At 56.1% G+C, this 23,330-nt stretch carries 27 protein-coding genes; 18 read left to right on the plus strand and 9 right to left on the minus strand.

The window, feature by feature from the left end; all coding sequences use genetic code 11:
* Positions 1-124 precede the first annotated feature (124 nt).
* The 4 genes from argJ to MPQ_RS02570 are packed head-to-tail and all read left to right on the plus strand — an operon-like array spanning position 125 to position 3,644.
* Complete coding sequence (gene argJ, locus MPQ_RS02555; RefSeq protein WP_013441330.1) at positions 125-1,351, plus strand: bifunctional glutamate N-acetyltransferase/amino-acid acetyltransferase ArgJ; 1,227 nt, start codon at positions 125-127, stop codon at positions 1,349-1,351.
* 25 nt (positions 1,352-1,376) lie between these two features.
* Positions 1,377-2,273 (plus strand): ATP-binding protein, encoded by an 897-nt coding sequence (locus MPQ_RS02560; RefSeq protein ID WP_013441331.1) that lies wholly within the window; start codon positions 1,377-1,379, stop codon positions 2,271-2,273.
* The gene (locus tag MPQ_RS02565) at positions 2,270-3,220 is read left to right on the plus strand and encodes a Nudix family hydrolase (RefSeq protein WP_013441332.1); all 951 of its coding nucleotides are present in this window, start codon (positions 2,270-2,272) and stop codon (positions 3,218-3,220) included. Before MPQ_RS02560 ends, MPQ_RS02565 begins: the two co-directional genes overlap by 4 nt.
* Positions 3,207-3,644, plus strand: a complete 438-nt coding sequence (locus MPQ_RS02570) for a hypothetical protein (RefSeq protein WP_013441333.1) — start codon at positions 3,207-3,209, stop codon at positions 3,642-3,644. The genes MPQ_RS02565 and MPQ_RS02570 overlap by 14 nt, the downstream gene beginning before the upstream one ends.
* A gap of 18 nt (positions 3,645-3,662) precedes the next feature.
* On the opposite strand, the gene MPQ_RS02575 is transcribed toward MPQ_RS02570, so the two are convergent.
* From MPQ_RS02575 to MPQ_RS02595, 5 genes are read right to left on the minus strand one after another with little or no spacing between them, the layout of a single operon-like run.
* Positions 3,663-4,106: a copper chaperone PCu(A)C gene (locus MPQ_RS02575; protein ID WP_013441334.1), complete on the minus strand. Its 444-nt coding sequence runs from the start codon at positions 4,104-4,106 to the stop codon at positions 3,663-3,665.
* A gap of 12 nt (positions 4,107-4,118) precedes the next feature.
* A complete protein-coding gene (locus MPQ_RS02580; RefSeq protein ID WP_041361966.1) occupies positions 4,119-4,313 on the minus strand; it encodes a DNA gyrase inhibitor YacG in 195 nt (64 codons plus the stop codon).
* Entirely contained in the window at positions 4,301-5,059 is a 759-nt protein-coding gene (zapD, locus tag MPQ_RS02585; protein WP_013441336.1) for a cell division protein ZapD, read from the minus strand. The genes MPQ_RS02580 and zapD overlap by 13 nt, the downstream gene beginning before the upstream one ends.
* A 54-nt stretch (positions 5,060-5,113) precedes the next feature.
* Positions 5,114-5,722 carry a dephospho-CoA kinase gene (coaE, locus tag MPQ_RS02590; protein ID WP_013441337.1) on the minus strand — a complete coding sequence of 203 codons (609 nt, stop codon included), beginning with the start codon at positions 5,720-5,722 and terminating at the stop codon, positions 5,114-5,116.
* 1 nt (position 5,723) lies between these two features.
* A complete protein-coding gene (locus tag MPQ_RS02595) occupies positions 5,724-6,599 on the minus strand; it encodes an A24 family peptidase (protein WP_013441338.1) in 876 nt (291 codons plus the stop codon).
* A gap of 145 nt (positions 6,600-6,744) precedes the next feature.
* On the opposite strand from MPQ_RS02595, the gene MPQ_RS02600 reads away from it, so the two are divergent.
* Positions 6,745-7,065, plus strand: a complete 321-nt coding sequence (locus MPQ_RS02600) for a hypothetical protein (RefSeq protein WP_041361967.1) — start codon at positions 6,745-6,747, stop codon at positions 7,063-7,065.
* Positions 7,066-7,179: 114 nt separating this feature from the next.
* Here the strand turns inward: MPQ_RS02600 and ispB are convergent, their stop codons facing one another.
* Positions 7,180-8,148: an octaprenyl diphosphate synthase gene (gene ispB / locus MPQ_RS02605; protein WP_041361968.1), complete on the minus strand. Its 969-nt coding sequence runs from the start codon at positions 8,146-8,148 to the stop codon at positions 7,180-7,182.
* Positions 8,149-8,361: 213 nt separating this feature from the next.
* Between ispB and rplU the strand changes: the two genes are divergently transcribed.
* From rplU to MPQ_RS02635, 6 genes are all read left to right on the plus strand, one after another.
* Entirely contained in the window at positions 8,362-8,676 is a 315-nt protein-coding gene (gene rplU, locus MPQ_RS02610) for a 50S ribosomal protein L21 (protein WP_013441341.1), read from the plus strand.
* Positions 8,677-8,710: 34 nt separating this feature from the next.
* Positions 8,711-8,968, plus strand: a complete 258-nt coding sequence (gene rpmA, locus MPQ_RS02615; RefSeq protein WP_013441342.1) for a 50S ribosomal protein L27 — start codon at positions 8,711-8,713, stop codon at positions 8,966-8,968.
* Positions 8,969-9,094: 126 nt separating this feature from the next.
* Positions 9,095-10,147 carry an Obg family GTPase CgtA gene (cgtA, locus tag MPQ_RS02620; RefSeq protein WP_013441343.1) on the plus strand — a complete coding sequence of 351 codons (1,053 nt, stop codon included), beginning with the start codon at positions 9,095-9,097 and terminating at the stop codon, positions 10,145-10,147.
* Positions 10,128-11,246, plus strand: coding sequence for a glutamate 5-kinase (gene proB / locus MPQ_RS02625; protein ID WP_013441344.1), 1,119 nt, complete (start codon positions 10,128-10,130; stop codon positions 11,244-11,246). The genes cgtA and proB overlap by 20 nt, the downstream gene beginning before the upstream one ends.
* A gap of 11 nt (positions 11,247-11,257) precedes the next feature.
* Complete coding sequence (gene purE / locus MPQ_RS02630) at positions 11,258-11,758, plus strand: 5-(carboxyamino)imidazole ribonucleotide mutase (RefSeq protein ID WP_013441345.1); 501 nt, start codon at positions 11,258-11,260, stop codon at positions 11,756-11,758.
* The gene (locus MPQ_RS02635; protein ID WP_013441346.1) at positions 11,755-12,912 is read left to right on the plus strand and encodes a 5-(carboxyamino)imidazole ribonucleotide synthase; all 1,158 of its coding nucleotides are present in this window, start codon (positions 11,755-11,757) and stop codon (positions 12,910-12,912) included. Before purE ends, MPQ_RS02635 begins: the two co-directional genes overlap by 4 nt.
* Before the next feature lie 263 nt (positions 12,913-13,175).
* On the opposite strand, the gene rpsT is transcribed toward MPQ_RS02635, so the two are convergent.
* Positions 13,176-13,439 (minus strand): 30S ribosomal protein S20, encoded by a 264-nt coding sequence (rpsT, locus tag MPQ_RS02640; protein ID WP_013441347.1) that lies wholly within the window; start codon positions 13,437-13,439, stop codon positions 13,176-13,178.
* 333 nt (positions 13,440-13,772) lie between these two features.
* Here rpsT and murJ point away from each other — a divergent pair, with 333 nt between their 5' ends.
* The 6 genes from murJ to msrB all read left to right on the plus strand — a co-directional run bounded on the left by murJ (position 13,773) and on the right by msrB (position 20,696).
* Entirely contained in the window at positions 13,773-15,311 is a 1,539-nt protein-coding gene (murJ, locus tag MPQ_RS02645) for a murein biosynthesis integral membrane protein MurJ (protein WP_013441349.1), read from the plus strand.
* Positions 15,311-16,219, plus strand: coding sequence for a bifunctional riboflavin kinase/FAD synthetase (locus MPQ_RS02650; RefSeq protein WP_013441350.1), 909 nt, complete (start codon positions 15,311-15,313; stop codon positions 16,217-16,219). Before murJ ends, MPQ_RS02650 begins: the two co-directional genes overlap by 1 nt.
* Before the next feature lie 73 nt (positions 16,220-16,292).
* Positions 16,293-19,100, plus strand: a complete 2,808-nt coding sequence (ileS, locus tag MPQ_RS02655) for an isoleucine--tRNA ligase (RefSeq protein WP_013441351.1) — start codon at positions 16,293-16,295, stop codon at positions 19,098-19,100.
* Positions 19,093-19,548: a signal peptidase II gene (lspA, locus tag MPQ_RS02660; protein ID WP_049821862.1), complete on the plus strand. Its 456-nt coding sequence runs from the start codon at positions 19,093-19,095 to the stop codon at positions 19,546-19,548. The genes ileS and lspA overlap by 8 nt, the downstream gene beginning before the upstream one ends.
* A gap of 51 nt (positions 19,549-19,599) precedes the next feature.
* A complete protein-coding gene (locus tag MPQ_RS02665; RefSeq protein WP_013441353.1) occupies positions 19,600-20,235 on the plus strand; it encodes a sulfite oxidase-like oxidoreductase in 636 nt (211 codons plus the stop codon).
* Positions 20,236-20,288: 53 nt separating this feature from the next.
* A complete protein-coding gene (gene msrB, locus MPQ_RS02670; protein WP_041362546.1) occupies positions 20,289-20,696 on the plus strand; it encodes a peptide-methionine (R)-S-oxide reductase MsrB in 408 nt (135 codons plus the stop codon).
* 53 nt (positions 20,697-20,749) lie between these two features.
* Here msrB and MPQ_RS02675 read toward each other — a convergent pair whose 3' ends face one another.
* Together MPQ_RS02675 and MPQ_RS02680 are read right to left on the minus strand one after the other, a co-directional pair.
* Positions 20,750-21,685: a DUF808 domain-containing protein gene (locus tag MPQ_RS02675; RefSeq protein ID WP_013441355.1), complete on the minus strand. Its 936-nt coding sequence runs from the start codon at positions 21,683-21,685 to the stop codon at positions 20,750-20,752.
* 108 nt (positions 21,686-21,793) lie between these two features.
* Positions 21,794-22,852, minus strand: coding sequence for an NAD(P)-dependent alcohol dehydrogenase (locus MPQ_RS02680; RefSeq protein WP_013441356.1), 1,059 nt, complete (start codon positions 22,850-22,852; stop codon positions 21,794-21,796).
* A gap of 129 nt (positions 22,853-22,981) precedes the next feature.
* Here MPQ_RS02680 and MPQ_RS02685 point away from each other — a divergent pair, with 129 nt between their 5' ends.
* Positions 22,982-23,320, plus strand: coding sequence for a hypothetical protein (locus MPQ_RS02685; RefSeq protein WP_015829417.1), 339 nt, complete (start codon positions 22,982-22,984; stop codon positions 23,318-23,320).
* Positions 23,321-23,330 lie beyond the last annotated feature (10 nt).

Genomic DNA, 23,330 nt, shown 5'->3' on the forward strand with positions numbered 1-23,330 from the left:
ATTCTCCGTGCGCGCGATGACCTCACAGGGTTACGCCACTCCACATGTCATGCCCTTGTCGCGGTGATCGGGTAAAATCGCGACTACTTTCTAATTTCGTGTCCATCTTTCGGGAAACCTCCACATGCCAGTTCATCTTACTGCTCCTGATGCCGCCACCCTGAAGCCGGTTGCCGGCATTACCCTGGGTTATGCCAAAGCCCATATCCGCAAGCCAGACCGCAAGGATGTGCTGGTCATGCAGCTGAGCCCAGGGACGCGTGTGGCAGGCGTATTCACGCAGAACCGGTTTTGTGCAGCCCCAGTCACGCTTTGCCGTGAACACCTGGCTGCGGGAAATGAGATCCGTGCGCTGGTAGTGAATACGGGTAATGCCAACGCAGGCACTGGTGAGCCCGGCATGCAGCATGCGCGTGAAACCTGCGATGCCCTGGCCACCTTGCTGGGCTGCCAGGCCGGGCAGATTCTGCCATTTTCGACCGGTGTGATTCTGGAGCCTTTGCCGATTGAACGGCTGGTGGCAGGTTTGCCCGCAGCCGTGGCAGCTCAACGCGCCGATGGCTGGCTGGATGCGGCCGAAGCCATCATGACTACCGATATCGTGGCCAAGGCCGCATCGCGTCAGGTGATGCTGGGCGGCAAGCAAGTGACAGTGACCGGCATTGCCAAGGGCTCCGGCATGATACATCCCAACATGGCGACCATGCTGGGCTATGTGGCGACCGATGCCGCAGTTAGTCAGTCGGCTTTGCAGGCGATCATTGATCACGCGGTAAATCACTCGTTCAACTGTATTACCGTCGATGGCGACACCTCCACCAATGACTCCCTGATCCTGATGGCAACGGGCCAGGCAGGAAATGCGGAAATTACCGAAAGCAGCAGTGAGTTTGAGGCTTTGCGTGCGGTGATGACGGAAGTCGCCGTTGAACTGGCGCAAGCCATTGTGCGCGATGGCGAGGGTGCTACCAAGTTCATGACCATACATGTCGAAGCTGGCAAAGACCGCGAAGAATGCCGCAAGGTGGCGTATGCCATTGCGCACTCCCCGCTGATCAAGACGGCATTCTTTGCCTCTGACCCGAATCTTGGCCGTATTCTGGCGGCTATCGGTTACGCCGGTATCGCTGACCTGGATGTCAACGCCATGCAGCTTTATCTGGGCGATGTGCTGGTCGCAGAGCATGGCGGCCGCGCTGCCAGCTATGAAGAGGCGCAGGGTGCAGCCGTCATGAAGGAAGCGGAAATCACGGTGCGGGTGGTGCTGAATCGCGGTAGCGCAAAAGCCACCGTGTGGACCTGTGATTTTTCCTATGATTACGTCAAGATCAATGCAGACTATCGCTCCTGATTATTGAATTCAGACGAGGCCATCCATGGCAGATATTGAACAATTGATACAGAAAGCCGAGCGCCTGCTCGACCGTCTGGAAAAGCACTTGCTGCCGCAGGCGCAGGATACCGATTGGAGTGCGATCGCCTGGCGCTGGGTTGCGCATCAGGGGCGTGGTTATCTGCAAGCCGTGCATCACCCGCATTATGTCAGCCTGTATGGCCTGCAAAATGTGGATGAGCAGAAGGCGCGCATCGTGCGCAACACCGAGCAGTTTGTGCGTGGCCTGCCGGCCAATAATGTGTTGCTGACCGGCGCGCGCGGTACCGGAAAGTCTTCCCTGGTGAAAGCGGTGCTGAGCCACTTTGCCCAGCATGGTTTGCGGCTGGTGGAAGTGGAAAAGCAGGATCTGGTGTCATTGCCAGAGATCGTGGCGATTTTGCGCGAGCGCCCCGAACGCTTTATTGTCTTCTGCGATGATCTGACGTTTGATGCTGGTGAGCCTGGCTACAAGGCGCTCAAGGTGGTGCTGGATGGCTCGGTCTCGGCGACCTCGGACAATGTGCTGGTGTACGCCACCTCCAATCGCCGCCACCTCATGCCAGAGTACATGGCCGAAAATCTCGAAACCCAGCATCTGGGTGAAGAGATACGCCCTGGCGATACCGCTGAAGAAAAAATTTCGCTGTCGGAGCGCTTTGGCCTGTGGCTGTCCTTCTATCCATTCAGCCAGCAAGACTATTTGCGCGTGGCCGAGCAGTGGCTGGAATACCATGGCATCACGCCGTTTACCGAAGATGCGCGTCAGGCGGCCTTGCAGTTTGCGCTGGCTCGCGGCTCGCGCAGTGGCCGCATTGCCTCGCAATTTGCCCGTGATTATGCCGGGCAGGCCAAGCTGAGCGAACTGGCAGCCGTCAGCAATCCTCCGGATGCGCAATGACCGATAAGCCTGTGGTGCATGCCGCTGTGGCGGTGCTGGTGCGGGAAGATGGCAAAGTGCTGCTGGCGCAACGCCCTGAAGGCAAACCCTGGGCCGGTTGGTGGGAGTTTCCCGGAGGCAAGATCGAGCAGGGCGAATCCGTCTTGCAAGCGCTTAAACGTGAAATCGAAGAGGAGCTCGGCACCGCGATTGTCGAGGCTTATCCCTGGATTACCCGCCGCTTTGCCTATCCCGAGCGTACCGTTCAATTGCATTTCTATCAGGTGCGGCGATGGGCTGGTGAGCCACATGGGCGCGAAGGTCAGGCCTTGTCCTGGCAATGGCCTTCTGCGGTGGATGTCGGGCCTTTGTTGCCTGCGAACGAACCATTGCTCCGCATGCTGAGCTTGCCCTCCATATATGCGATCACGCAGCTGGAGGCGCTGGGTGAGCCGGTGTTTCTGGCCCGCCTGGAGCGGGCATTGCAAGGCGGCTTGAAGCTGATACAGGTGCGCGAAAAGCATCTGAGTGAAGAGGCTCTTCTGGCTTTTGCCACTAAAGTCCTTGCGCTGGCGCGCCCTTACGGTGCCAGAGTCTTGCTGAATGCGTCGCCGGAATTGGCCTCCAGGGTGCATGCTGATGGCGTGCATCTCAGCAGCCAGGCGCTGATGGCCCTGGAACAAAAGCCTGAGGGCTTGGTGGTGGGGGCTTCCTGCCATGATGCACACGAGCTTGCCCGCGCGGCTGAGCTTGAGCTCGACTTCGTCGTGTTTTCCCCTGTGCTGCGAACCCTGTCCCATCCGGATGCCAAGCCTCTGGGCTGGCATGGGTTTGCCGAGGGCATTGCTGGCTATGCCTTGCCAGTCTATGCATTGGGTGGTTTGCAAGCATCCCATCTGCAAGAGGCGTGGCGTCATGGCGCGCACGGTATTGCCATGTTGAGAGGATGTTGGAATGAAAACAGCTAAGCGCAAAAAATGGGCGGTATTGGCGCTGTTGCTTATGGTGGGTGCGGTCGCACTTTATTTCTATATGCGGGCGCCAGCGATGCCGCAGAGTATCAAATTGTTATATTGCCCAGCACCGGTGGACGGCTGCGGTGATCAGAATCTGCATGTCGTGTTTGCCTCGTCGCCTGCGGTGCTGAAGCCCTTTGGTATCGATGTCGCCATGGCGGGTGCTCAGACCATACATGCCAGTTTTGCCATGGACGGCATGGAGATGGGGCTTAATAAATACCGGCTGCTGCAGAAGCCTGATGGCCGCTGGCATGGGGATATTACGTTGCCGGTGTGTGTGCAGGGGCGCAGTGACTGGATCGCGCGTATTGATGTGGAAACCGCCGCCGGGCTGCAGCGCTATCAGTTTACCTTCAAGGCGGAGTCGCGCTGAGGTCGACGCGAGTGCTGGCTAATCGGCTGCCGCTTTTACCAGGCTGCTGTGCGTGTAGACATGCTGCTTGCCGTGGCTGTCCTGTACGTGGAGTTTGAACGTCACATTCGTGCCTGCCTTCAGCGGGGCCTTCAGATCAAACAGCATCAGGTGAAAGCCGCCTGGCTCTAGATTGACCGCTTGCTGCGCTTTTAATGGCAAGGTTTCCAGCATGCGCATCCGCATGACACCGTCGTTCATGGTCATGCTGTGTATTTCCACCGATCCTGCAACATCGCTTTCCACTTTGGTCAGGGTGGCGTCTTCAGCGCTGGTCAGTGTCATGTAGGCTGCGCCTACGGCCTGCCCCGGTGCTGTGGCACGTACCCAGTCATGGCTGATGCGCAAGGCATCGGCTGCCCAGACGCTCTGGGTGGCAGACAATAACAGGCATAAGGCGATACATCTGAGCTGTTGGAACATGGGCATGACTCCTTATTCTTCCAGGAATTCGTCAGGTTCTATGGGTTGTGCAATACGGTAACCCTCGTCTGCCCACAAGCCCAGGTCAATCAGCTTGCAGCGCTCGGAGCAAAAGGGACGAAAACGATTTTCGACAGAGTATTCGGATACGGCTTGGCATTGGGGACAGGTGACCAAGCGTTTTTTGATGGGCTTTACAGGTTGCACAGGGTAAGGGTGAAGTTAACGTTCTTGTCGCATGCACGCGGCTTTTGCGCGTAGTCCAGGCTATTGAAACGGATGTTGATGGCGTATTTGTTGGCGCTGACTTCCGGGAAGCATTCGACATCATCGTCGACCTGCAATCTCAGCATCTGGGCAGGTTTGGAGCCGCCCAGCATTTGCTGGTACACGCCATTGATGGCGGTTAGCTCAACGGTGTTGCCGCTGCCGCGCAAAATATGCAGGATGATGCGCAAGGCATCATAAATGCTGATCAATGGCTGCAGCCAGTTATCGAGATCCTGACGGCGCCTGTCTTCATCCAGCCCCAGCCAGTAATGGTAGGACGGCAGATCAAACTCGCAGACGCCACCTGGAATGCCAGCACGCTGTTTGATGCTCATCAGCCAGTCGTTATCGCGCAGGGTTTGGCCAAGCTTGGTGGTGTTCTGGCGCAGGGCTTTGCTGGTATTTTCGATTTCGCCGATCAGGTCGGTAAGCACTTTTTCGGCGATGGAGGGATTGCCAAGCAAGCTGGTCATGACGATCTTTTGCCGGTCCAGCTCTTGCAGCAGGTCCGCCTTCAATTCGGCACGATCAATCACATCAAGAATCTGGAACAGGGAGAGTAGCGCGCAGTGATGGTGATACTCATGCCCGGCCGCCATATTGTGCAGCACTTTAGTGAACAGATCCTCCAGGCGCAGCAGCGTCCGGATACGTTCATTAAATGGGTAATCGTAACTGGGCACGGGCTTTTTTGGCTGAGCGCTTAGCGTTTTTAAAGTTACGGTGGATTATGAAATCTAATTGCTAACTATGCAAGGATTAATGTATTTTTGGTGAAAAGCGATGACATTTTTTTGTAATTCATCCAGGCTGCCGTTGTTGCTGATGATGTCATTTGCCAATTGCCGACGGGTTTCGCGGGAGAGCTGGGCTGCCATGATGTTTTTCACTTCGATTTCCGACATTTGGCTGCGCTGCATGGTGCGGGCAATCTGTATGGATTCCTCACAATCAATCAGCAGGCTGCGATCTATCAATCGCTGGTAGCGTTCGCTTTCAAACAGCAGAGGCACCACGATGATGCTGTATGGCGCGGTGTTGCGAACCTGCTGCAGCTGGCGTTGCGCTTCTTCATAAATAGCCGGGTGCAAAATGCCTTCCAGCTGCTGGCGTGTCGCAGCATCCTCAAATACCTTGCTGCGTACAGCGGCGCGGTTGAGGCTGCCATCTGCGTTAAGCATGTCATTTCCCAGTTCCTTGGCGATCGCCAATACAGCTGGTTGGCCTGCTGCGGTGAGCTGGTGCGAGATGACATCCACATCAATGACCGGAGTACCCAGGGCAGCAAACTGCGCTGCTGCCGCTGATTTTCCGCTGCCTATGCCGCCCGTCAGTCCTACGATCATGTCAGCTGCCCAGGTAAAAGCTTGCCAAAGTCGGGCCGAAGAACAAGGCGGCAATGCCGCCTAATGCCAGGTAGGGGCCAAATGGGATGGGCGTGCTGCGACCATGGCGTGCAAACAGAATCAAGCCTATGCCAATGACCGAGCCCGCCAGTGATGAAAGCAGGATGACGGCAGGCAGCATTTGCCAGCCAAACCAGGCGCCGATGGCGGCAAGCAATTTGAAGTCGCCGTAGCCCATGCCTTCTTTGCCTGTTATCAGCTTGAACAGCCAATAGATGCTCCACAGGATGAGATATCCGGCTGCGGCGCCACCCACGGCGGAGGATAAGTCGGTAAAGCCGCCATTGAGATTGACCAGCAAGCCCAGCCATAGCAAAGGGAGCGTAATGTCGTCAGGCAGCAGCTGCGTATCCAGGTCAATGAAGGTCAGGGCGATCAATGCAAAAACAAATAGCCAGGCAAACACCGTCATGCCGCCGTAGCCTAGTTTCCAGCTCACCAGGGCTGTCAGGATGCCGGTGAGCAGCTCGACCGCTGGGTAGCGCAAGCTGATAGGCGCCTTGCAAGCCCGGCATTTGCCGCGCAGGCCCAGGTAGCTGATCAGGGGGATGTTCTCGATGGCCGTGATGGCATGTCCGCAATGCGGACAGCTGGAACGTGGAGTCAGCAGGTTGAATTTTTTCGGAGGTTCTGAAGGTGTCTGTCCATCGAGTGACTGGCAATTCAGTCGCCATTCCGCTTCCATCATTTTAGGTAGCCGATGAATGACGACATTCAGAAAGCTGCCTACCAGAAGCCCGAGCAGGGCAGAAACGGCAATAAAAAAGGCAGGGGAGTCCTGCAATACCTGAAGAAAATTGCTAATAACGTCGGGCATACGCTTGTTCCATTAAACTTTCTGCATCATCGCACCGTTATACAGATATAAGCAACTATCCACTGTCGGGTAGAGTCACACTTGAAATTGCGCCGTATCGACGCCACTTACACCTTAACCAACCACTTAAAACGAAAGGAAGCGAATGATGGAAAACACTGTCCAAGCTGCATGGGAAGCCCCGGTCGTTTGCCGCGTAGAGGTTGATCTTCCAGGATGGATGGAGCAGTTGACCGGCCGCTCCAACTGGGAAGTCTATGGAGAAGAGGAGGACGACGGGTACATGAGCTTTGCCATGAGGCAAGGACGTCAGCAGGCTGAAGTGACGCTCTACCATAACGGCTATGCCGTGGTGGATGTTGATGGGCGAGCCTTGTTTGATGGAGCGCTCACGCCAGATACCAGCCCCTGCGCTCACCTTAGCTACTATCGTGCCGATAGCGGCGAGCAGATTGTATTGAATTGATGTAGTGCCAGGATGCCTTGCGCATTCTGGCACCTGCTTCAGTCTGTTGAAAAAAACGCCACCACCCTTAGCGGGTTGGTGGCGTTTTTGTTGGTGCGCGGGTTCTGCGACTGCTTAAAATGTGCGGTCCACTGCAAATTCGGCCAGTTTTAGCAGTGCCTGGCGTGAAGGGGAGTCCGGCAGATGCTGAATCGCGTCGCACCCGGCCTTGGCCTCCTGCCGCGCAATCGCGCGCACCTGATCAAGCGCGCCAGTCTCGTGCACAGCTTGCATGACGGCGGGTAGTTCATCCAGACCGCCCTCTTCAATCGCTTTGCGTATGGTCTGGGCTTGTGCGGTAGTGCCCAGACGCATGGCGATCAGCAGAGGCAGGGTTGGTTTGCCTTCTGCCAGGTCGTCACCCAGATTTTTGCCAATTTCCTGGCTGTCGCCGCTGAAATCCAATACGTCATCAATCAGCTGAAACGCGGTGCCGAGTCGCATGCCGTATTCCGCCATCGCCTGTTCATCCTGTTCCGAGGCTGAGCAGATAATCGCGCCGAGGCGGGTGGCGGCTTCAAACAGCTTGGCCGTTTTGTAATGGATGACTTTGAGATAGGCCTCATCGGTGATGTCGGCATCGTGTACGTTCAGCAGTTGCAATACTTCGCCTTCAGCGATGATGTTGGTGGCTTCGGCCAGCACTTCCATCACGCGCATGCTTTCGACGCCGACCATCATCTGAAAGGCGCGTGAGTAGATGAAGTCGCCCACCAGTACGCTGGCTGCATTGCCGAACAAGGTGTTGGCCGTGGCGCGCCCACGGCGCATGGCGGATTCATCGACGACATCGTCGTGCAGCAAGGTGGCAGTGTGGATGAACTCCACAACAGCGGCGAGCTCGTGATGGCGCGCATTCACCTCGCCAAACGCGCCAGCGGACAGAAGAACCAGCGCAGGCCGCAGGCGCTTGCCGCCGCCATTGATGATGTACTCGGCAACCTGGTTGATCAGAACAACATCGGAGTGAAGGGATTTGCGAATCACCGCGTCGACTGCTTGCATGTCTTGAGCGATGCAGGATTGTATAAAAGCGAGGGACACGAGTATCAGCCAGAATTAGATGCGGCATTTTAACATATAGGGTATGGGCATATACAGCGCTTGTCCCGTGCTTGTTGGCCTTGCGCAACGTCTGCGGCATAATGTCGGCGTTATGGCGAATTGTTTGCGGAAAAGCGCATTAAGATTTGCTAAACGTCCAATTTTCCGTATAATGCTCGATTCATTTGAATGCGTAGCGAACGAGGCTAGATCATGTATGCAGTCATCAAGACCGGCGGTAAGCAGTACCGTGTAGCAGCCGGCGACAAACTTAAGGTTGAGAAGTTGGTGGGCGAAGTCGGTAGCGACATCACCATCGACCAAGTATTAATGGTTGCTGACGGCGACAACGTTACTATCGGTGCTCCTGTCATCGCTGGTGCCACTGTCAAGGCCAAGGTGGTCGCACACGGTCGTGCTGACAAGGTCTTGATCTTCAAGATGCGTCGTCGTAAGCACTATCGCAAGACCCAGGGTCATCGTCAGGATTTCACTGAAATCCAGATCGAAAACATTGCTGCCAAGTAATTCGGCTGCAGTTACTTGAGATAAGGAATAAAACATGGCACACAAAAAAGCAGGCGGTAGTTCCCGTAACGGCCGCGACTCACAGGCCCAGCGACTGGGCGTGAAAGCCTTCGGCGACCAATTGGTTTCTGCTGGCAGCATTATTGTTCGTCAACGTGGCACTCGCATGCACGCTGGTGACAATGTAGGCATGGGCAAGGATCACACCCTGTTTGCCAAGGTGGATGGCAAGGTTGCTTTCTCAGTTAAGGGCGCTCTGCGTCGCAAGCTGGTCAGCATCATCCCTGCTTAATTCGCAGCACAGGTTGGTAAAAGCCCTATCGCACAGATAGGGCTTTTTTATTTCAGGCGTGCATGTCGGAAAAAACGGCTTGCTATAATAAGCCGCGCTTGTCGATATTGAGATTGACTGGAAAACATGAAATTCATAGATGAAGCAACCATCAAGGTCTACGCCGGCGACGGCGGTAATGGCGTAGCCACCTTCCGGCGCGAAAAGTACGAGCCCATGGGCGGTCCCAATGGCGGCGATGGCGGTCGTGGTGGCTCCATCTATGCGGTCGCTGACCGCAACATCAATACCCTGGTGGATTATCGATACACGCGAACCTTCCGCGCCCAGCGCGGTGAAAATGGTCGCGGTTCGGATCAGTACGGTGCGGGTGGTGAAGACCTGATACTGCGCGTGCCCGTGGGCACCGTGATCAGCAACAAAGCCACCGAGCAAGTGCTGATAGACCTCGCCGAGCATGGTCAGCAGGCTTTGCTGGCCAAGGGCGGTAATGGCGGCTTGGGCAATATTCATTTCAAATCCAGTGTTAATCGTTCTCCCCGTCAATGTACCAAGGGGGAGCCTGGCGAAGAGTTTGAGCTTTATTTCGAGCTGAAGGTCCTGGCGGATGTGGGCTTGCTCGGCATGCCTAATGCAGGCAAATCGACGTTTATTCGCTCGGTCTCTGCAGCCAAACCCAAGGTGGCGGATTATCCTTTCACCACGCTGCATCCCAATCTGGGCGTGGTACGCGTGGATACCAATCGCAGTTTTGTTATTGCCGATATTCCCGGGCTGATAGAAGGCGCGGCCGAAGGGGCTGGCCTTGGTCACCAATTCCTGCGGCATCTGGCACGCACGCGCTTGTTGCTGCATCTTGTCGACATTGCGCCTTTTGATGAGTCGGTTGATCCAGTCAAAGAAGCCCGTGCGATTGTGGAAGAACTGCGCAAATACGACGAGTCCCTTTATCAAAAGCCACGCTGGCTGGTGCTGAACAAGGTCGACATGCTGTCTGACAGTGCAGAGGTTGTCGCGGCATTTGTGCGCGATTATGGCTGGGAAGGCCGTGTATTTGCCATATCGGCGCTGGCAGGCATCGGTTGCAAAGAGCTGACCTACGCCATCATGGAACATATCGAATCTGTACGCGCGGGTGAGCATGCGCAAGAGGATCAAGATGGACTCCCTGCTGCTTGAGGCTGATTGCATTGTCGTCAAGGTAGGTTCAAGTCTGGTCACCAATAATGGTGAGGGACTGGATCGGCAGGCGATTGCCGCCTGGGCAGACCAGATATCGCATCTGGTAAAGCAGTCGCGGCAAGTGGTGCTGGTTTCCAGTGGTGCGGTTGCCGAAGGCATGCAGCGCCTGGGCTGGAAAAAACGGCCCAAGGCCGTAAATGAGTTGCAGGCCGCCGCGGCTGTTGGTCAAATGGGGCTGGTGCAGATGTACGAAAGTTGCTTCAGCAAACACGGTCTGCACACCGCCCAAGTGCTGCTGACGCATGATGATCTGGCAGACCGCAAGCGTTACCTGAATGCGCGCAGCACATTGCGTACCCTGCTTGATCTCGGGGTCATCCCCATCATCAATGAAAACGATACGGTCGTCACCGACGAAATCCGCTTTGGGGATAACGACACTCTGGGTGCGCTGGTGGCCAATCTGATTGAAGCGGATGCGCTGGTTATTCTTACCGATCAGCAGGGTTTGTACTCGGCTGATCCACGCAAAAATCCCGATGCCCAGTTCATTAACCACGCGGTGGCGGGTGCTCCCGAACTGGAAGCCATGGCAGGCGGCGCGGGCAGCAGTGTCGGTACTGGTGGCATGCTGACCAAGATACTGGCGGCCAAGCGTGCGGCACGCAGTGGAGCCCATACCGTGATCGCCTCAGGCCGTGAACCACAAGTGCTGGTGCGTCTGGCCGCGGGTGAAGCGGTGGGGACACACCTGCAAGCAGGCCAGGTGAAATTGATGGCTAAAAAACAATGGCTGGCAGATCATCTGCGCCTTTCCGGCAAGGTCATCATGGATGATGGCGCCGTGAAAGCGCTACGCGAAGATGGCAAAAGTTTGCTGCCAATAGGCGTGCTTTCGGTCGAGGGCAGTTTTGAGCGTGGCGAGGCTGTGGCGTGTTTTGATCAGCGGGGGCAGGAAATTGCCCGTGGACTCGTAAACTACAGTGCCAGTGAAACCTCGCGCATCCTGCGCAAGCCCAGCGCGGATATTGCCCAGATACTGGGCTATGTGGATGAAGCCGAGCTGATTCACCGCGATAATCTTATTCTTTTGTAAAGGTAGCTTCCATGTCTACAACACAGGCGCAAGTCGCCATCATCATGGGGTCTGATAGCGATTGGCCCGTCATGCGGCTCGCGGCGCAAATGCTGGCTGATTTTGGCGTCGCATATGAAGCTCGCGTGGTGTCGGCTCATCGTACTCCGGACCTGATGTTCGAGTTTGCCGAGCAGGCCGCTGAGCGTGGCTTCAAGGTAATCATCGCCGGTGCTGGCGGTGCTGCTCACTTGCCCGGCATGGTCGCAGCCAAGACCATACTGCCTGTTCTGGGCGTGCCTGTCCCCTCCAAGCATTTGCAAGGGCAAGATTCCCTGTTATCGATTGTGCAGATGCCCAAGGGTATCCCCGTCGCTACATTCGCCATTGGCGAAGCCGGGGCGGCAAACGCTGGCTTGTTTGCCATCGCCATGCTGGCGACACAGGATGCTGCGCTGGCCACCAAGCTGAATGAATTCCGTGCGGCCCAGGCCGACAAAGTATTTGCCATGCAATTATCGGAGCAACCTTGAGCGTGAAATTAGCTGAACTTTCTTCCAAGATTTTGCCGCCTGCCATGCTCGGCATGCTGGGCGGCGGCCAACTGGGCCGTTTTTTTGTGATTGCTGCACATGAAATGGGTTACCGGGTGACCGTGCTTGATCCTGATCTGAATAGCCCGGCAGGCAAGATTGCCGATGTGCATTTGTGCGCGGCTTACGATGATCGTGAGGCGCTTGAGTCCATGGCGCAGAGCTGTGTTGCCATTACCACCGAATTTGAAAATGTCCCGGCCGAAACGCTAGAGTTTTTTGAGCAGACCCGCATTGTGCGTCCGGCTGCGGCCGCAGTTGCCACCGCGCAGCATCGCGTCAAGGAAAAAAACTTCATACGCGATGCTGGCTTGCCAGTGGCGCCGTTCCATGTGATTGAATCCGCTGCTGATTTTAATTCGGTGGATACCGCGATTTACCCGGCGATTCTGAAAGTGGCGCGATTTGGCTATGACGGCAAAGGCCAGGCGCGGATAAGTGGGCGCCAGGAAGCTGAAGCGGCGTTTGAGCAGTTTGGCGGCGAGACCTGCGTGCTGGAGAAAATGCTGGCGCTGGATCTTGAAGTTTCCGTGGTGCTGGCGCGCGATGTACATGGGCATGTGGCTACCTTCCCGGTAGCAGAAAACAGCCATCTGAATGGCATTCTGGATATCAGCATTGCCCCTGCGCGCTGTAGTGATGCCTTGCGCGAAAAGGCCACGGCGCTGGCGATTGAACTGGCACAGAAGCTGGAATACGTTGGCGTGCTGGGTGTAGAGTTTTTTGTCTGTGGCGACCAGATTCTGGTGAATGAAATTGCTCCGCGGCCGCACAACTCCGGGCACTACACGCTGGATGGCTGCGTGACTAACCAGTTCGAACAGCAGGTGCGCGTGCTGACCGGACACGCCTTGGGCGATGCGCGTTTGCATAGCCCGTCTGTCATGGTGAATATCCTGGGCAATATCTGGCACGATGGCGAGCCGGATTGGGCCGCTGCGTTTGCCGTGCCAGCACTCAAGCTGCATTTGTATGGCAAACATGAGCCCCGTGCTGGTCGCAAGATGGGCCATTTTACGGTGGTGGATGTGAATGCGGATAATGCTTATGGTTTAGCCATGCAAGCCCGTGAGGCTCTGGGGATTGGCGAGTAACGCACCACAAGAGATTTTATTAAGAAAGTTGGTCGATGTGAGGGTGCGAAGTTTGCACCCTCATTTGTTTTGTTGCGCTTGGTTTTTTAGATCGGTTCAGGTCTCTTGCTAGCTGAATATCCTGGAGCCGAATGCGGGTGTATTGGATTGGCGCCATTGATAAAGGATGGCGGGTGGTCTGAGTTTGGGGTTGGGGCGCTAACACCAATAAAAAAGCCGAACATCTGTTCGGCTTTTTTGCTTGCAGCTATGTAGCTTGAATACTATGCCATGGCCTTGATAGAGGCAGACAGGCGGCTCTTATGGCGAGCGGCCTTGTTCTTATGGATGATATTCTTGTCCGCGATACGATCAATCACGCTTACATTTTCGATGTAAGCAGTTTGTGCGGCAGCTTTGTCACCTGCTTCAACCGCTTTGATGATCTTTTTGATCGCGGTGCGCAGAGTGGAACGTAAGCTGGCGTTGTGGGCGCGTTGCTTAACTGCCTGACGGGCACGTTTTCTCGCCTGTGCGCTATTAGCCATGGATAATCCTAATCAAGTTTGTAAATTCGAAGCCGAGCATATTAGCCGTTTTTTTGCCATCGTGCAAGTTGTCTCGCGCATGTTGCGCTTTAGGCTTGCCGTGTGGGCATGCTAAAATCATGCGCTTGTATTCATGGCGTTAGGTATGCCGCTGCTATCGGCGTGCCGATGCACTCATTGCCGGGTTTGCGCCTTGGTTTAGACCCCGATGTCCATGAGTGATTTTTGCAGCTATTGGACTTAAAGAGTGGCTTCGCAGGCCACGCGCATTTTATAGATGGCTCCGCGCCAACCCACGGCGGTGGCAGAATATTAATTGAAAATACTGGCGTAATGAACCTCTTAAAAGCTCTGGCTACTGTCGGCAGCATGACCTTTGTCTCGCGCATTCTCGGTTTTGTGCGCGATACGCTGATTGCTCGCGTGTTTGGTGCAGGTATATACACCGACGCTTTTTTTGTTGCCTTCAAAATCCCCAATCTGTTGCGTCGCCTGTTTGCCGAGGGCGCGTTTTCGCAGGCATTTGTGCCTGTGCTGGCCGAATACAAAAACCGGCGCGGCCACGAAGAAACCCGTCTTCTAGTGGATCATGTCGCCACTTTGCTGGGACTCGCGCTTATCGTCGTGACAATATTGGGTATGCTGGCAGCGCCCTGGGTGGTGTATATCAGTGCGCCCGGCTTTGAATCCGAACCGGATAAATTCGCCATGACCGTGGCGCTATTGCGGGTGACGTTTCCGTACATCTTCTTTATCTCGCTGGTCTCGCTGGCGGGCGGCGTGCTGAATACCTATAGCAAGTTTTCGGTGCCTGCCTTTACGCCAGTCTGGCTCAATATCACCTTCATTGTGGCCGCGCTGTTTTTTGCGCCTTACTTTGATCCTCCTGTCATGGTACTGGGGTGGGCGGTATTTGCTGGCGGTGTGTTGCAGCTGGTGTATCAAGTGCCATATTTGCGCCAGATCGGTCTCCTGCCCCGCATACGACTCGGCTTGGGGGATGAAGGGGTATGGCGTATTTTGCGTTTGATGGGCCCGGCGGTTTTCGGGGTGTCGATCGCACAGATTTCCCTGCTCATCAACACCATTTTTGCCTCGTTTCTGCAGACTGGCAGCGTCTCCTGGCTCTATTACGCAGACCGCCTGATGGAGTTTCCGACCGGCATTCTTGGCGTTGCCCTGGGGACCATCCTGCTGCCCAGCCTGTCCAAAAGCTTTGCGGACAAGGCCGATGGCGAATACTCGCAATTGTTAGACTGGGGGCTACGCCTGACGTTTATTCTGGCTTTGCCCGCGGCGGTGGCGCTGGCGGTGATCGCCGTGCCGCTGGTTGCGAGCCTGTTCCACTATGGCGCGTTTTCCGAACAGGATGTGTGGATGACACGGCAGGCCCTGATGGCATACAGCCTGGGGCTGCTTGGCCTGATTCTGGTCAAGGTGCTGGCGCCTGCCTTTTACTCGCGTCAGGACATTAAAACCCCGGTGAAGATTGCCATTTTTACCCTGCTGGCGACGCAGGCGATGAATCTGCTGTTCATCGGTCCATTCAAGCATGCCGGGCTCGCGCTGGCCATTGGGCTGGGCGCTTGCCTGAATGCCGGGCTGCTCTATTTTTACCTGCGCCGAGCCAATATCTACAAGCCGCAAGCTGGCTGGTGGATGTTCATGTTCAAGCTGCTGGCCGCGGTTTCCGTGATGGGCGGTGTGTTGTATGTCGCCATGGGCGACAACCAGCACTGGATGCACCTCAAGTTGCTGGCCAAGCTGACTTCCGTGACCATGCTGGTAGCGTTGGGGGCGGTTTCTTATTTTGCTGCGCTCTGGCTGATGGGCATACGGCCCAAGGACTTCATGCGGCGGGTGGCTATCTGATGCGGGTATTCCGACATTTTCCTGCAAGTGGAGAGCGCCCCCCGGCAGCGCTGGCGATAGGCAATTTTGATGGCGTACACCTTGGCCATCAGGCCTTGTTGCGCCAGCTGGTGCAGGTGGCGGCGGCGCGAGGTTTGCAACCCGTGGTAATGACCTTTGAGCCACATCCGCGTGAATTTTTTACGCCTTTACAAGCGCCAGCGCGCCTGACCTCGCTGCGTGAGAAGCTCGAACACTTTATCGAGGCCGGGGTGGCCGATGTCTATGTTTGCCATTTCAATCAGCGCTTCGCCGCGCTGGAGGCCTCCGCCTTCATGCAGGACATTCTGCGCGGGCAATTGAATGCCGAAGCCATACTGGTGGGCGATGACTTTCGCTTTGGTGCGCGGCGCCAGGGTGGGCTGGACGATCTGCGCCAGGCCGGCTTTGCACTGGAAAGCGTGCCAGAGATTCAGCTGGATGGCGATCGCATTTCCAGCACGCGCGTGCGTCAGGCGCTGCATGACGGCGACTTGCCTCTGGCGAGTGCCTTGCTGGGACGTTACTACAGCATCAGCGGTAAGGTGGTGCATGGACGCAAGTTGGGGCGCCAGTTGGGATTTCCCACTGCAAACATACACATGCGGCACGAACGGCCTGCACTGACCGGGGTATATGCGGTAAAATTGGACGGTTTGCCGGGTGTGGCCAATCTTGGCGTGCGCCCGACCATTGCCGGAACCCCGCGCCTGAGTCTTGAGGTCCATTTGCTGGATTACAGCGGCGACCTTTACGACCGCCATGTCCATGTCAGCTTTCTGAAAAAGCTGCGTGATGAAATGAAGTTTCCCGGGCTGGATGCGCTCAAGCAACAGATAGCGCTGGATAGTGCCCAGGCCCGCACCTTTTTTGCAAGCCAGGGTGGCTGATCAGGGTGCCTGATTTTTTATAATACCGTTTCACTTTTGCAAACCATACGGCTCAACTTAAAGATACGCGTTCATGACCGACGAAACCAAATACCCGCTTAATTTGCCGGAAACCAGCTTCCCCATGCGTGGCGATCTCGCCAAGCGTGAGCCAGGCTGGCTGAAAGCCTGGCAGGATAAAAAACTTTACCAGCGCATCCGCAAGGCACGTCAGGGCAAGCAGAAATTCATCCTGCATGATGGCCCGCCGTATGCCAACGGGGATATTCATATCGGTCATGCCGTTAACAAAATCCTGAAGGACATCATCGTCAAATCCAAGACCCTGAGCGGTTTTGATGCGCCCTATGTGCCGGGCTGGGATTGCCATGGCCTGCCTATCGAGCTCATGGTGGAAAAGCAGCACGGCAAGAATATTGATCCTGCCCGTTTCCGCGAGCTGTGCCGCGAATATGCCAAGGAACAGATCGAGCGCCAGAAGAAGGATTTCATCCGCCTGGGCGTACTCGGCGATTGGGATCATCCCTACCTGACCATGGATTTCAAGACCGAGGCCGACATCATGCGCGCTCTTGGCGAGATCTATCAGAATGGTTACCTGTATCAGGGCAGCAAACCCGTGCACTGGTGTGTGGACTGCGGCTCTGCGTTGGCCGAAGCCGAAGTGGAGTACGAGGATGTCAATTCGCCTGCCATAGATGTGGGGTTTCGCTTTGTTGACAACGCTGCACTGAGTGCCGTTTTTGATACGCCATTGGACGGTGACGTGTATGCCGTCATCTGGACGACAACCCCTTGGACCCTGCCTGCCAATCAGGCAGTGAGCGTGCATCCGGAGCTGGATTATGATGTGATCCGCACCAGCAAGGGCTTGCTGGTGTTAGCGCATGCCCTGGCTGAGGCTACGCTCAAGCGTTATGGCGAAGAAGATGCGACGACGCTGGGCAGTTGCAAAGGCGCCAGCCTCATGGGCTTTATGCTGCAGCATCCTTTCGATAATCGTCAGGTGCCCGTGATCACGGGGGAGCATGTCACCACCGATGCTGGTACCGGCCTCGTGCATACGGCGGCTGCCCATGGTAACGACGACTGGCTGGTGATGCGTGCACATTACCCGAATGAAAAGCCATTGGTGCTTATCGGTGGGGATGGCAAATTCTTCACTAGTGATCTGGTTGAACTGGAAGCGATCCGTGGCCTCAACCGTCAGGAAGCCAACAAGGTCATCCTCGCCAAGCTGCAGGAAAACGGTGTGCTGTTTGCCAGCGCGCGTCTGAATCACAGCTTCCCGCATTGCTGGCGCCACAAGACACCGTTGATGCAACTAGCAACACACCAATGGTTTATCGGCATGAATGCCCAGGACAAGACCGGCACCAGCCTGCGTGAACATGCCAATCAGGCGGTCGATGCCACCGAGTTCTTCCCGACATGGGGACGTGCGCGCCTGGAAGCCATGATCAAGAATCGTCCGGACTGGTGCGTGTCGCGTCAGCGCAACTGGGGTGTGCCCATGCCGCTGTTCGTGCACAAGGAAACCGGCGAGCTGCATCCTGACACCATGCGCCTGCTGGAAACCGTCGCGCTGCAAGTGGAACAACAGGGCGTCGAAGCCTGGTTCTCGCTGGATGGCGCTGCCTTCCTCGCCCAGCATGCGCCGGACAATGCCGGGCAATACAAAAAAGTCACCGATACCCTGGACGTCTGGTTTGATTCCGGCGCCACGCATGCGGCTGTGCTGAAGCGGCGTGAAGAGCTGCGCAGCCCGGCTGATCTGTATCTGGAAGGCTCGGACCAGCATCGCGGCTGGTTCCAGTCCAGCCTGCTGACGGGGTGTGCCATCGATGGCCGCGCGCCGTATAACGCCTTGCTGACACATGGTTTTGTCGTGGATGGTGCTGGTCACAAGATGAGCAAATCCAAGGGCAATGTCGTGGCGCCGCAAAAGGTGATGGACACTTATGGCGCCGATATCCTGCGTCTGTGGGTGGCTTCCACTGATTACTCCGGCGAGCTGACCATCTCCGATGAAATCCTAAAGCGCGTGGCCGAAGGCTATCGTCGCATTCGCAATACCTTGCGCTTCCTGCTGGCAAATCTGGCTGACTTTGATGCCAGCAAGGATTTGCTGCCCGTGGATCAATGGCTGGAAATCGACCGCTACGCGCTGGTGCTGACCACGCAACTGCAGGAATCCATCGTCAAGGATTACGACAAGTATGAGTTCCACCTCGCGGTGCAGAAATTTGTCGGCTTCTGTTCAGAAGACCTGGGCGGTTTCTACCTGGATATCCTGAAAGATCGCCTCTACACCACCGGCGCCAGTTCGCATGCGCGCCGTGCCGCGCAGAGCGCGCTCTACCATATCACGCACGGGCTGATGCGCCTGATGGCGCCTATCCTCAGCTTTACCGCCGATGAAATCTGGCAGACGCTGGGCTTGAGCGCGGACGATAGCGTGTTTGAGGAAGAGTGGTACACGCTGCCTGCGCATGGCATGAGCGATGAAGATATCCGTGTCTGGGGAGACATCACACAGGTGCGTTCACTGGCCAACAAGGCGATTGAAGAAAAGCGCGCTGCTGGCCTGGTAGGCTCCTCGCTGCAGTCTGAGCTGGATATTTATGCCGATGGTGCCGTCCATGCTTCGCTGGCTCGCCTGGGCGACGATTTGCGCTTTGTGCTGATCACCTCGCGCGCGACCTTGCATCTGCGTCAAGGCGGCCCAGTTGAAATCCAGGTAGCGCCAAGCGCGCATGCCAAGTGCGATCGTTGCTGGCATTACCGCGCTGATGTTGGCGCGCATGCTGAGCATCCGACCCTCTGCGGCCGCTGCGTCAGCAATCTGTTTGGTGCCGGTGAGCCACGTCAGCATGCGTAAATGGCTGGCGCTTAGCGCGGCGGTCATTGCGCTCGATCTCTATACCAAGCATCTGGTGGTCAAGGCATTTGCTTATGGCGAGCATCTGCCGATTACCTCGTTTTTTGATCTGGTGCGGTACCACAACGAAGGCGCGGCATTCAGCTTCCTCAGCCAGGCTGGCGGCTGGCAGCGCGTCTTTTTCAGTGCGATTGCCCTGATTGCATCGGGCATTATCCTGTTCATGCTGCGCCGCCATCCCACACAGAAACTTTTCTGTTTTGCGCTGGCCCTAGTATTAGGCGGGGCGCTGGGCAACCTGTATGACCGACTGACGCTGGGCTATGTGGTGGATTTCCTGTTCTTCCATTACCAGAGTTTCTATTGGCCCGCGTTTAATGTGGCCGATTCGGCGATCTGCGTGGGCGTCGCCCTGCTGATTCTGGACAGCTTCAAAAAGAAGTCCTGACCCTCTTTTCTAACCGACGGCCCGGGCGGGCTAGTCCACAGGAGCCATCACATGCCGGATTGGGAAAAACTCATTGCTGCCAAAGTCGCCGTCGCCAAGCGCGGCTTGCAAAAGCCGGGCAAGGTCAGCGCCAACGCGCGCATTCCTGCTGGGCAGACCGAGGTCAGGAATTTCCCCGTGCTTGATCTGGGCATCCAGCCTGATATTCCCTTGAATGAGTGGTCATTGCGCGTGTTTGGCCTGGTGCAGCATGACATCACGCTGGATTGGGCTGCCTATCAGGCCATGCCGCAGATAGAAGATGTATCGGACTTTCATTGCGTTACCCGCTGGTCGCAACTGGATATGGAATGGGCAGGTATATCGGCCAGCGAACTGTTGCTGCGCGCTGGCCCCTTGCCTGAGGCTGGCTTTGTGACCTTGCATTGCTACGATGGCTACACCACCAACCTGCCGCTGGAAGCCCTGCTGGATGATGATGTGATCATTGCCCACAGCGTGTTTGGTCAGCCGCTGAGTATTGAGCATGGCGGGCCGGTGCGATTGGTCGTGCCCAAACGTTATGCCTGGAAGAGCCCCAAATGGCTGAAGGCCATTGAACTGCATGCGGAAGACCGTCCCGGTTTCTGGGAAGTGCGTGGATATCACAACGAGGCGGACCCATGGCTCGAACAGCGCTTCGGTTAAAACTGATCGAAACCCTGATGGCAAAACGTCAGGCTGATCGTGAGGAGAACATCATGGCAACTGTCATCAAAACCGATGAAGAATGGCGCGCCCAGCTGACGCCATTGCAATATGAAGTCACCCGCAAAGCCGCTACCGAGCGTCCTGGCACCGGTGAATATGCGTTTCGCTTTGAGCCTGGAGTGTATCGCTGTGTGTGCTGTGGTACGCCGTTGTTTGCCTCGGATACCAAGTTTGATGCGGGCTGTGGCTGGCCCAGCTATTTTGAGCCACTAGACCCGGGCAATGTGCGTGAGAAGCGGGACATCAGCCACGGCATGATACGCACCGAGGTGCTGTGCAATGTCTGCGATGCGCATCTCGGGCATGTGTTTCCTGATGGCCCCAAGCCTACCGGGCTGCGCTATTGCATCAACTCTGCTTCGCTAAGCTTCGAGCCTTTGCAACCCGTTCGGGGCTGAGCATTCCTCAGCCCTGTTCGTGGTTTTCATAAGGGCTGCCGCCTTCACGCAGATTACTTGCGGCGTATCAGCCGCTGAATAATAGTCACCACCAGCACGATCAATCCACCTGCCACGATGCCAGTAATGGCATCCAGTGTAATCGTCGCCAGCAAGGCAACCGCATTGCCTGCGCTGGCACTTACCGTGCTTTGCACATCTGCCGCGAGGTGATGCAGCCAGGGCAAGCCATGCGCCAGTATGCCGCCGCCCACCATGAACATCGCCGCGGTACCCACCACGGAAAGTGTGCGCATCAGCCATGGTGCACCCGCCAGCAGCAAGCGCCCCAGGCTGCGGCTGAATACGGCCCATAACGACGCTCCACGACGCTGTGCCAGATAAAGCCCGCCATCATCCAGTTTGACGATACCCGCCACCAGACCATACACGCCGACTGTCATGATGACCGCGATGCCGGTGAGCACCGAGATTTGCTTGGCAAGAGTGGTTCCAGCCACTGTCCCCAGCGTGATGACAATGATCTCTGCCGACAGGATAAAGTCGGTACGCACCGCACCCTTGATCTTGTCGCGTTCAAAACTCACCATATCAACAGCGGGGTCGCTCAGTGCCTGGGCTTGTGCAGCGTGTCGGGTTTCTTCTTCAGCGCCATGCAGGTATTTGTGCGCGATTTTTTCAAAGCCTTCAAAACACAAAAATGCGCCTCCCAGCATGAGCAGAGGCGTGATGGCCCAGGGCAAAAATGCGCTGATCAACAACGCCGTCGGCACCAGTATCAGCTTGTTGATGAAGGATCCCTTGGCCACGGCCCACACCACGGGCAGTTCGCGGTCAGCTTTTACTCCGGCCACCTGCTGGGCATTGAGCGCCAGATCATCGCCCAGTACCCCGGCGGTTTTCTTGGCGGCTACCTTGGTCATGACGGAAACGTCATCCAGAATAGTGGCAATGTCGTCGATCAGGGTGAGCAAGCTGCTACCGGCCATAATGTTGTCCTGTGTATCAATGGATCCGCCAGTGTACCTGAATGTCGGGCAGATAATAAAAAGCCCCCGGCGCAAGGCGGCGGGGGCGGGCAGTGCATCGCTTTTTTATCAGGCGGCCTGTTTCAGGCTGGCCAGATCAATCACAAAGCGGTATTTCACGTCACTCTTCAACATGCGTGCAAACGCATTCTCGATGTCCTGGATTTTGATCAACTCAATGTCCGAGGTGATATTGTGCTCGGCGCAGAAATCCAGCATCTCCTGGGTTTCGCGCAAGCCGCCAATCAGCGAGCCCGCCAGCGAGCGACGCTTGAAGATCAGGTTGCCAATGTTCGGCGTCGGGTGAGGGCTATCCGGCACGCCAACCAGGCAATGCGTGCCATCGCGCTTCAGCAGCGCCGTGTATTGATCCAGATCATGCGGTGCGGCCACGGTATTCAGAATAAAATCAAAACTCTGTGCGTGCTTGGCCATTTCTTCCGGGTTTTTGGAGATCACGACTTCATCCGCACCCAGGCGCTTGGCATCTTCCACCTTGCTGGCTGAGGTAGTGAACAGCACGGTATGAGCGCCGAAGGCATGCGCAAATTTCACGGCCATGTGACCCAAGCCGCCGAGGCCGACCACACCGACCTTTTGACCCGGGCCGACCTTCCAATTGCGCAGGGGGGAGTAGGTGGTGATGCCAGCACACAGCAAAGGCGCGACTGCTGCCAGGTCCAGTTTTTCCGATACCTTGAGCACAAAACGCTGCTCCACCACGATCAGGTTGGAGTAACCGCCATAGGTGGATTGCCCTGGCATTTGCTTGTCCGGTGAGTTGTAGGTAAACACCGCGTGGTTACAGTATTGCTCCAGGCTGTCTTCACAATCCGGGCAGCTGCGGCAAGAGTCCACCAGACAGCCTACACCCGCCAGATCCCCTGCCTTGAACTTGGTGACGGCGCTGCCGACCTTGGTCACGCGGCCAACAATCTCATGCCCCGGCACCATGGGGAAAGTCGAGTTGCCCCATTCATCGCGTACCTGGTGCAAATCCGAGTGGCAAACGCCGCAAAACAGGATTTCGATTTCGACATCATTGGCACCTACCTCGCGACGTTCGAAATTAAAAGGGGCCAACGGCTTCTTGGGATCGTAAGCGGCATAACCAATTGCTTTTGCCATGGGGATAACCTCCGCAGAATTATTAGAAAACAGAAGAGACTGTGCCGAACGGCACAACTTCATGTGGGACAGTATGCAATAGTCTGGTGTTCCAATAAATGATGCAGTCTTGAAATCAGAATTCCGGAAATGGAAACAATCTTGGATGACATGTGCGAGTGCTGGACGTCTGCTTTGAAATCCATGCCACGCTTCTGTTTTTACATCGGCCTGCTGTTTTTGCAAACTGCGTGCGGCATTGAACCCCATATCAATTGTACGGATGCTAAAAAAGTGCATGTAGGCATGAGGCAGGCAGATGTGGTAAAGCTGCTGGGAGACCCTTACTTTGTCAGTCTCAGCAAAGACAACGTGGTGTTTGGCTGGCAGGACAAAGAGGATATACGTCTGGTGAAAAATAGTCTGCAAATCCACATTAACCCGCAAACCGGGCTTATCAACAACATCGAAGGGACATGTGCGGAATGATCAGGATAAT

The sequence above is a fragment of the Methylovorus sp. MP688 genome, from assembly GCF_000183115.1.
GTDB lineage: Bacteria > Pseudomonadota > Gammaproteobacteria > Burkholderiales > Methylophilaceae > Methylovorus > Methylovorus glucosotrophus.

Bases quoted from the DNA above. Each gene is read 5' to 3' on its own strand.
- argJ (WP_013441330.1), top strand. From the start codon at position 125: ATGCCAGTTCATCTTACTGCTCCTGATGCCGCCACCCTGAAGCCGGTT.
- MPQ_RS02560 (WP_013441331.1), top strand. From the start codon at position 1,377: ATGGCAGATATTGAACAATTGATACAGAAAGCCGAGCGCCTGCTCGAC.
- MPQ_RS02565 (WP_013441332.1), top strand. From the start codon at position 2,270: ATGACCGATAAGCCTGTGGTGCATGCCGCTGTGGCGGTGCTGGTGCGG.
- MPQ_RS02570 (WP_013441333.1), top strand. From the start codon at position 3,207: ATGAAAACAGCTAAGCGCAAAAAATGGGCGGTATTGGCGCTGTTGCTT.
- MPQ_RS02575 (WP_013441334.1), bottom strand. From the start codon at position 4,106: ATGTTCCAACAGCTCAGATGTATCGCCTTATGCCTGTTATTGTCTGCC.
- coaE (WP_013441337.1), bottom strand. From the start codon at position 5,722: ATGATCGTAGGACTGACGGGCGGCATAGGCAGCGGAAAATCAGCGGCA.
- MPQ_RS02595 (WP_013441338.1), bottom strand. From the start codon at position 6,599: ATGCCCGACGTTATTAGCAATTTTCTTCAGGTATTGCAGGACTCCCCT.
- MPQ_RS02600 (WP_041361967.1), top strand. From the start codon at position 6,745: ATGATGGAAAACACTGTCCAAGCTGCATGGGAAGCCCCGGTCGTTTGC.
- rplU (WP_013441341.1), top strand. From the start codon at position 8,362: ATGTATGCAGTCATCAAGACCGGCGGTAAGCAGTACCGTGTAGCAGCC.
- rpmA (WP_013441342.1), top strand. From the start codon at position 8,711: ATGGCACACAAAAAAGCAGGCGGTAGTTCCCGTAACGGCCGCGACTCA.
- cgtA (WP_013441343.1), top strand. From the start codon at position 9,095: ATGAAATTCATAGATGAAGCAACCATCAAGGTCTACGCCGGCGACGGC.
- proB (WP_013441344.1), top strand. From the start codon at position 10,128: ATGGACTCCCTGCTGCTTGAGGCTGATTGCATTGTCGTCAAGGTAGGT.
- purE (WP_013441345.1), top strand. From the start codon at position 11,258: ATGTCTACAACACAGGCGCAAGTCGCCATCATCATGGGGTCTGATAGC.
- rpsT (WP_013441347.1), bottom strand. From the start codon at position 13,439: ATGGCTAATAGCGCACAGGCGAGAAAACGTGCCCGTCAGGCAGTTAAG.
- murJ (WP_013441349.1), top strand. From the start codon at position 13,773: ATGAACCTCTTAAAAGCTCTGGCTACTGTCGGCAGCATGACCTTTGTC.
- MPQ_RS02650 (WP_013441350.1), top strand. From the start codon at position 15,311: ATGCGGGTATTCCGACATTTTCCTGCAAGTGGAGAGCGCCCCCCGGCA.
- ileS (WP_013441351.1), top strand. From the start codon at position 16,293: ATGACCGACGAAACCAAATACCCGCTTAATTTGCCGGAAACCAGCTTC.
- lspA (WP_049821862.1), top strand. From the start codon at position 19,093: ATGCGTAAATGGCTGGCGCTTAGCGCGGCGGTCATTGCGCTCGATCTC.
- MPQ_RS02665 (WP_013441353.1), top strand. From the start codon at position 19,600: ATGCCGGATTGGGAAAAACTCATTGCTGCCAAAGTCGCCGTCGCCAAG.
- msrB (WP_041362546.1), top strand. From the start codon at position 20,289: ATGGCAACTGTCATCAAAACCGATGAAGAATGGCGCGCCCAGCTGACG.
- MPQ_RS02675 (WP_013441355.1), bottom strand. From the start codon at position 21,685: ATGGCCGGTAGCAGCTTGCTCACCCTGATCGACGACATTGCCACTATT.
- MPQ_RS02680 (WP_013441356.1), bottom strand. From the start codon at position 22,852: ATGGCAAAAGCAATTGGTTATGCCGCTTACGATCCCAAGAAGCCGTTG.
- MPQ_RS02685 (WP_015829417.1), top strand. From the start codon at position 22,982: ATGGAAACAATCTTGGATGACATGTGCGAGTGCTGGACGTCTGCTTTG.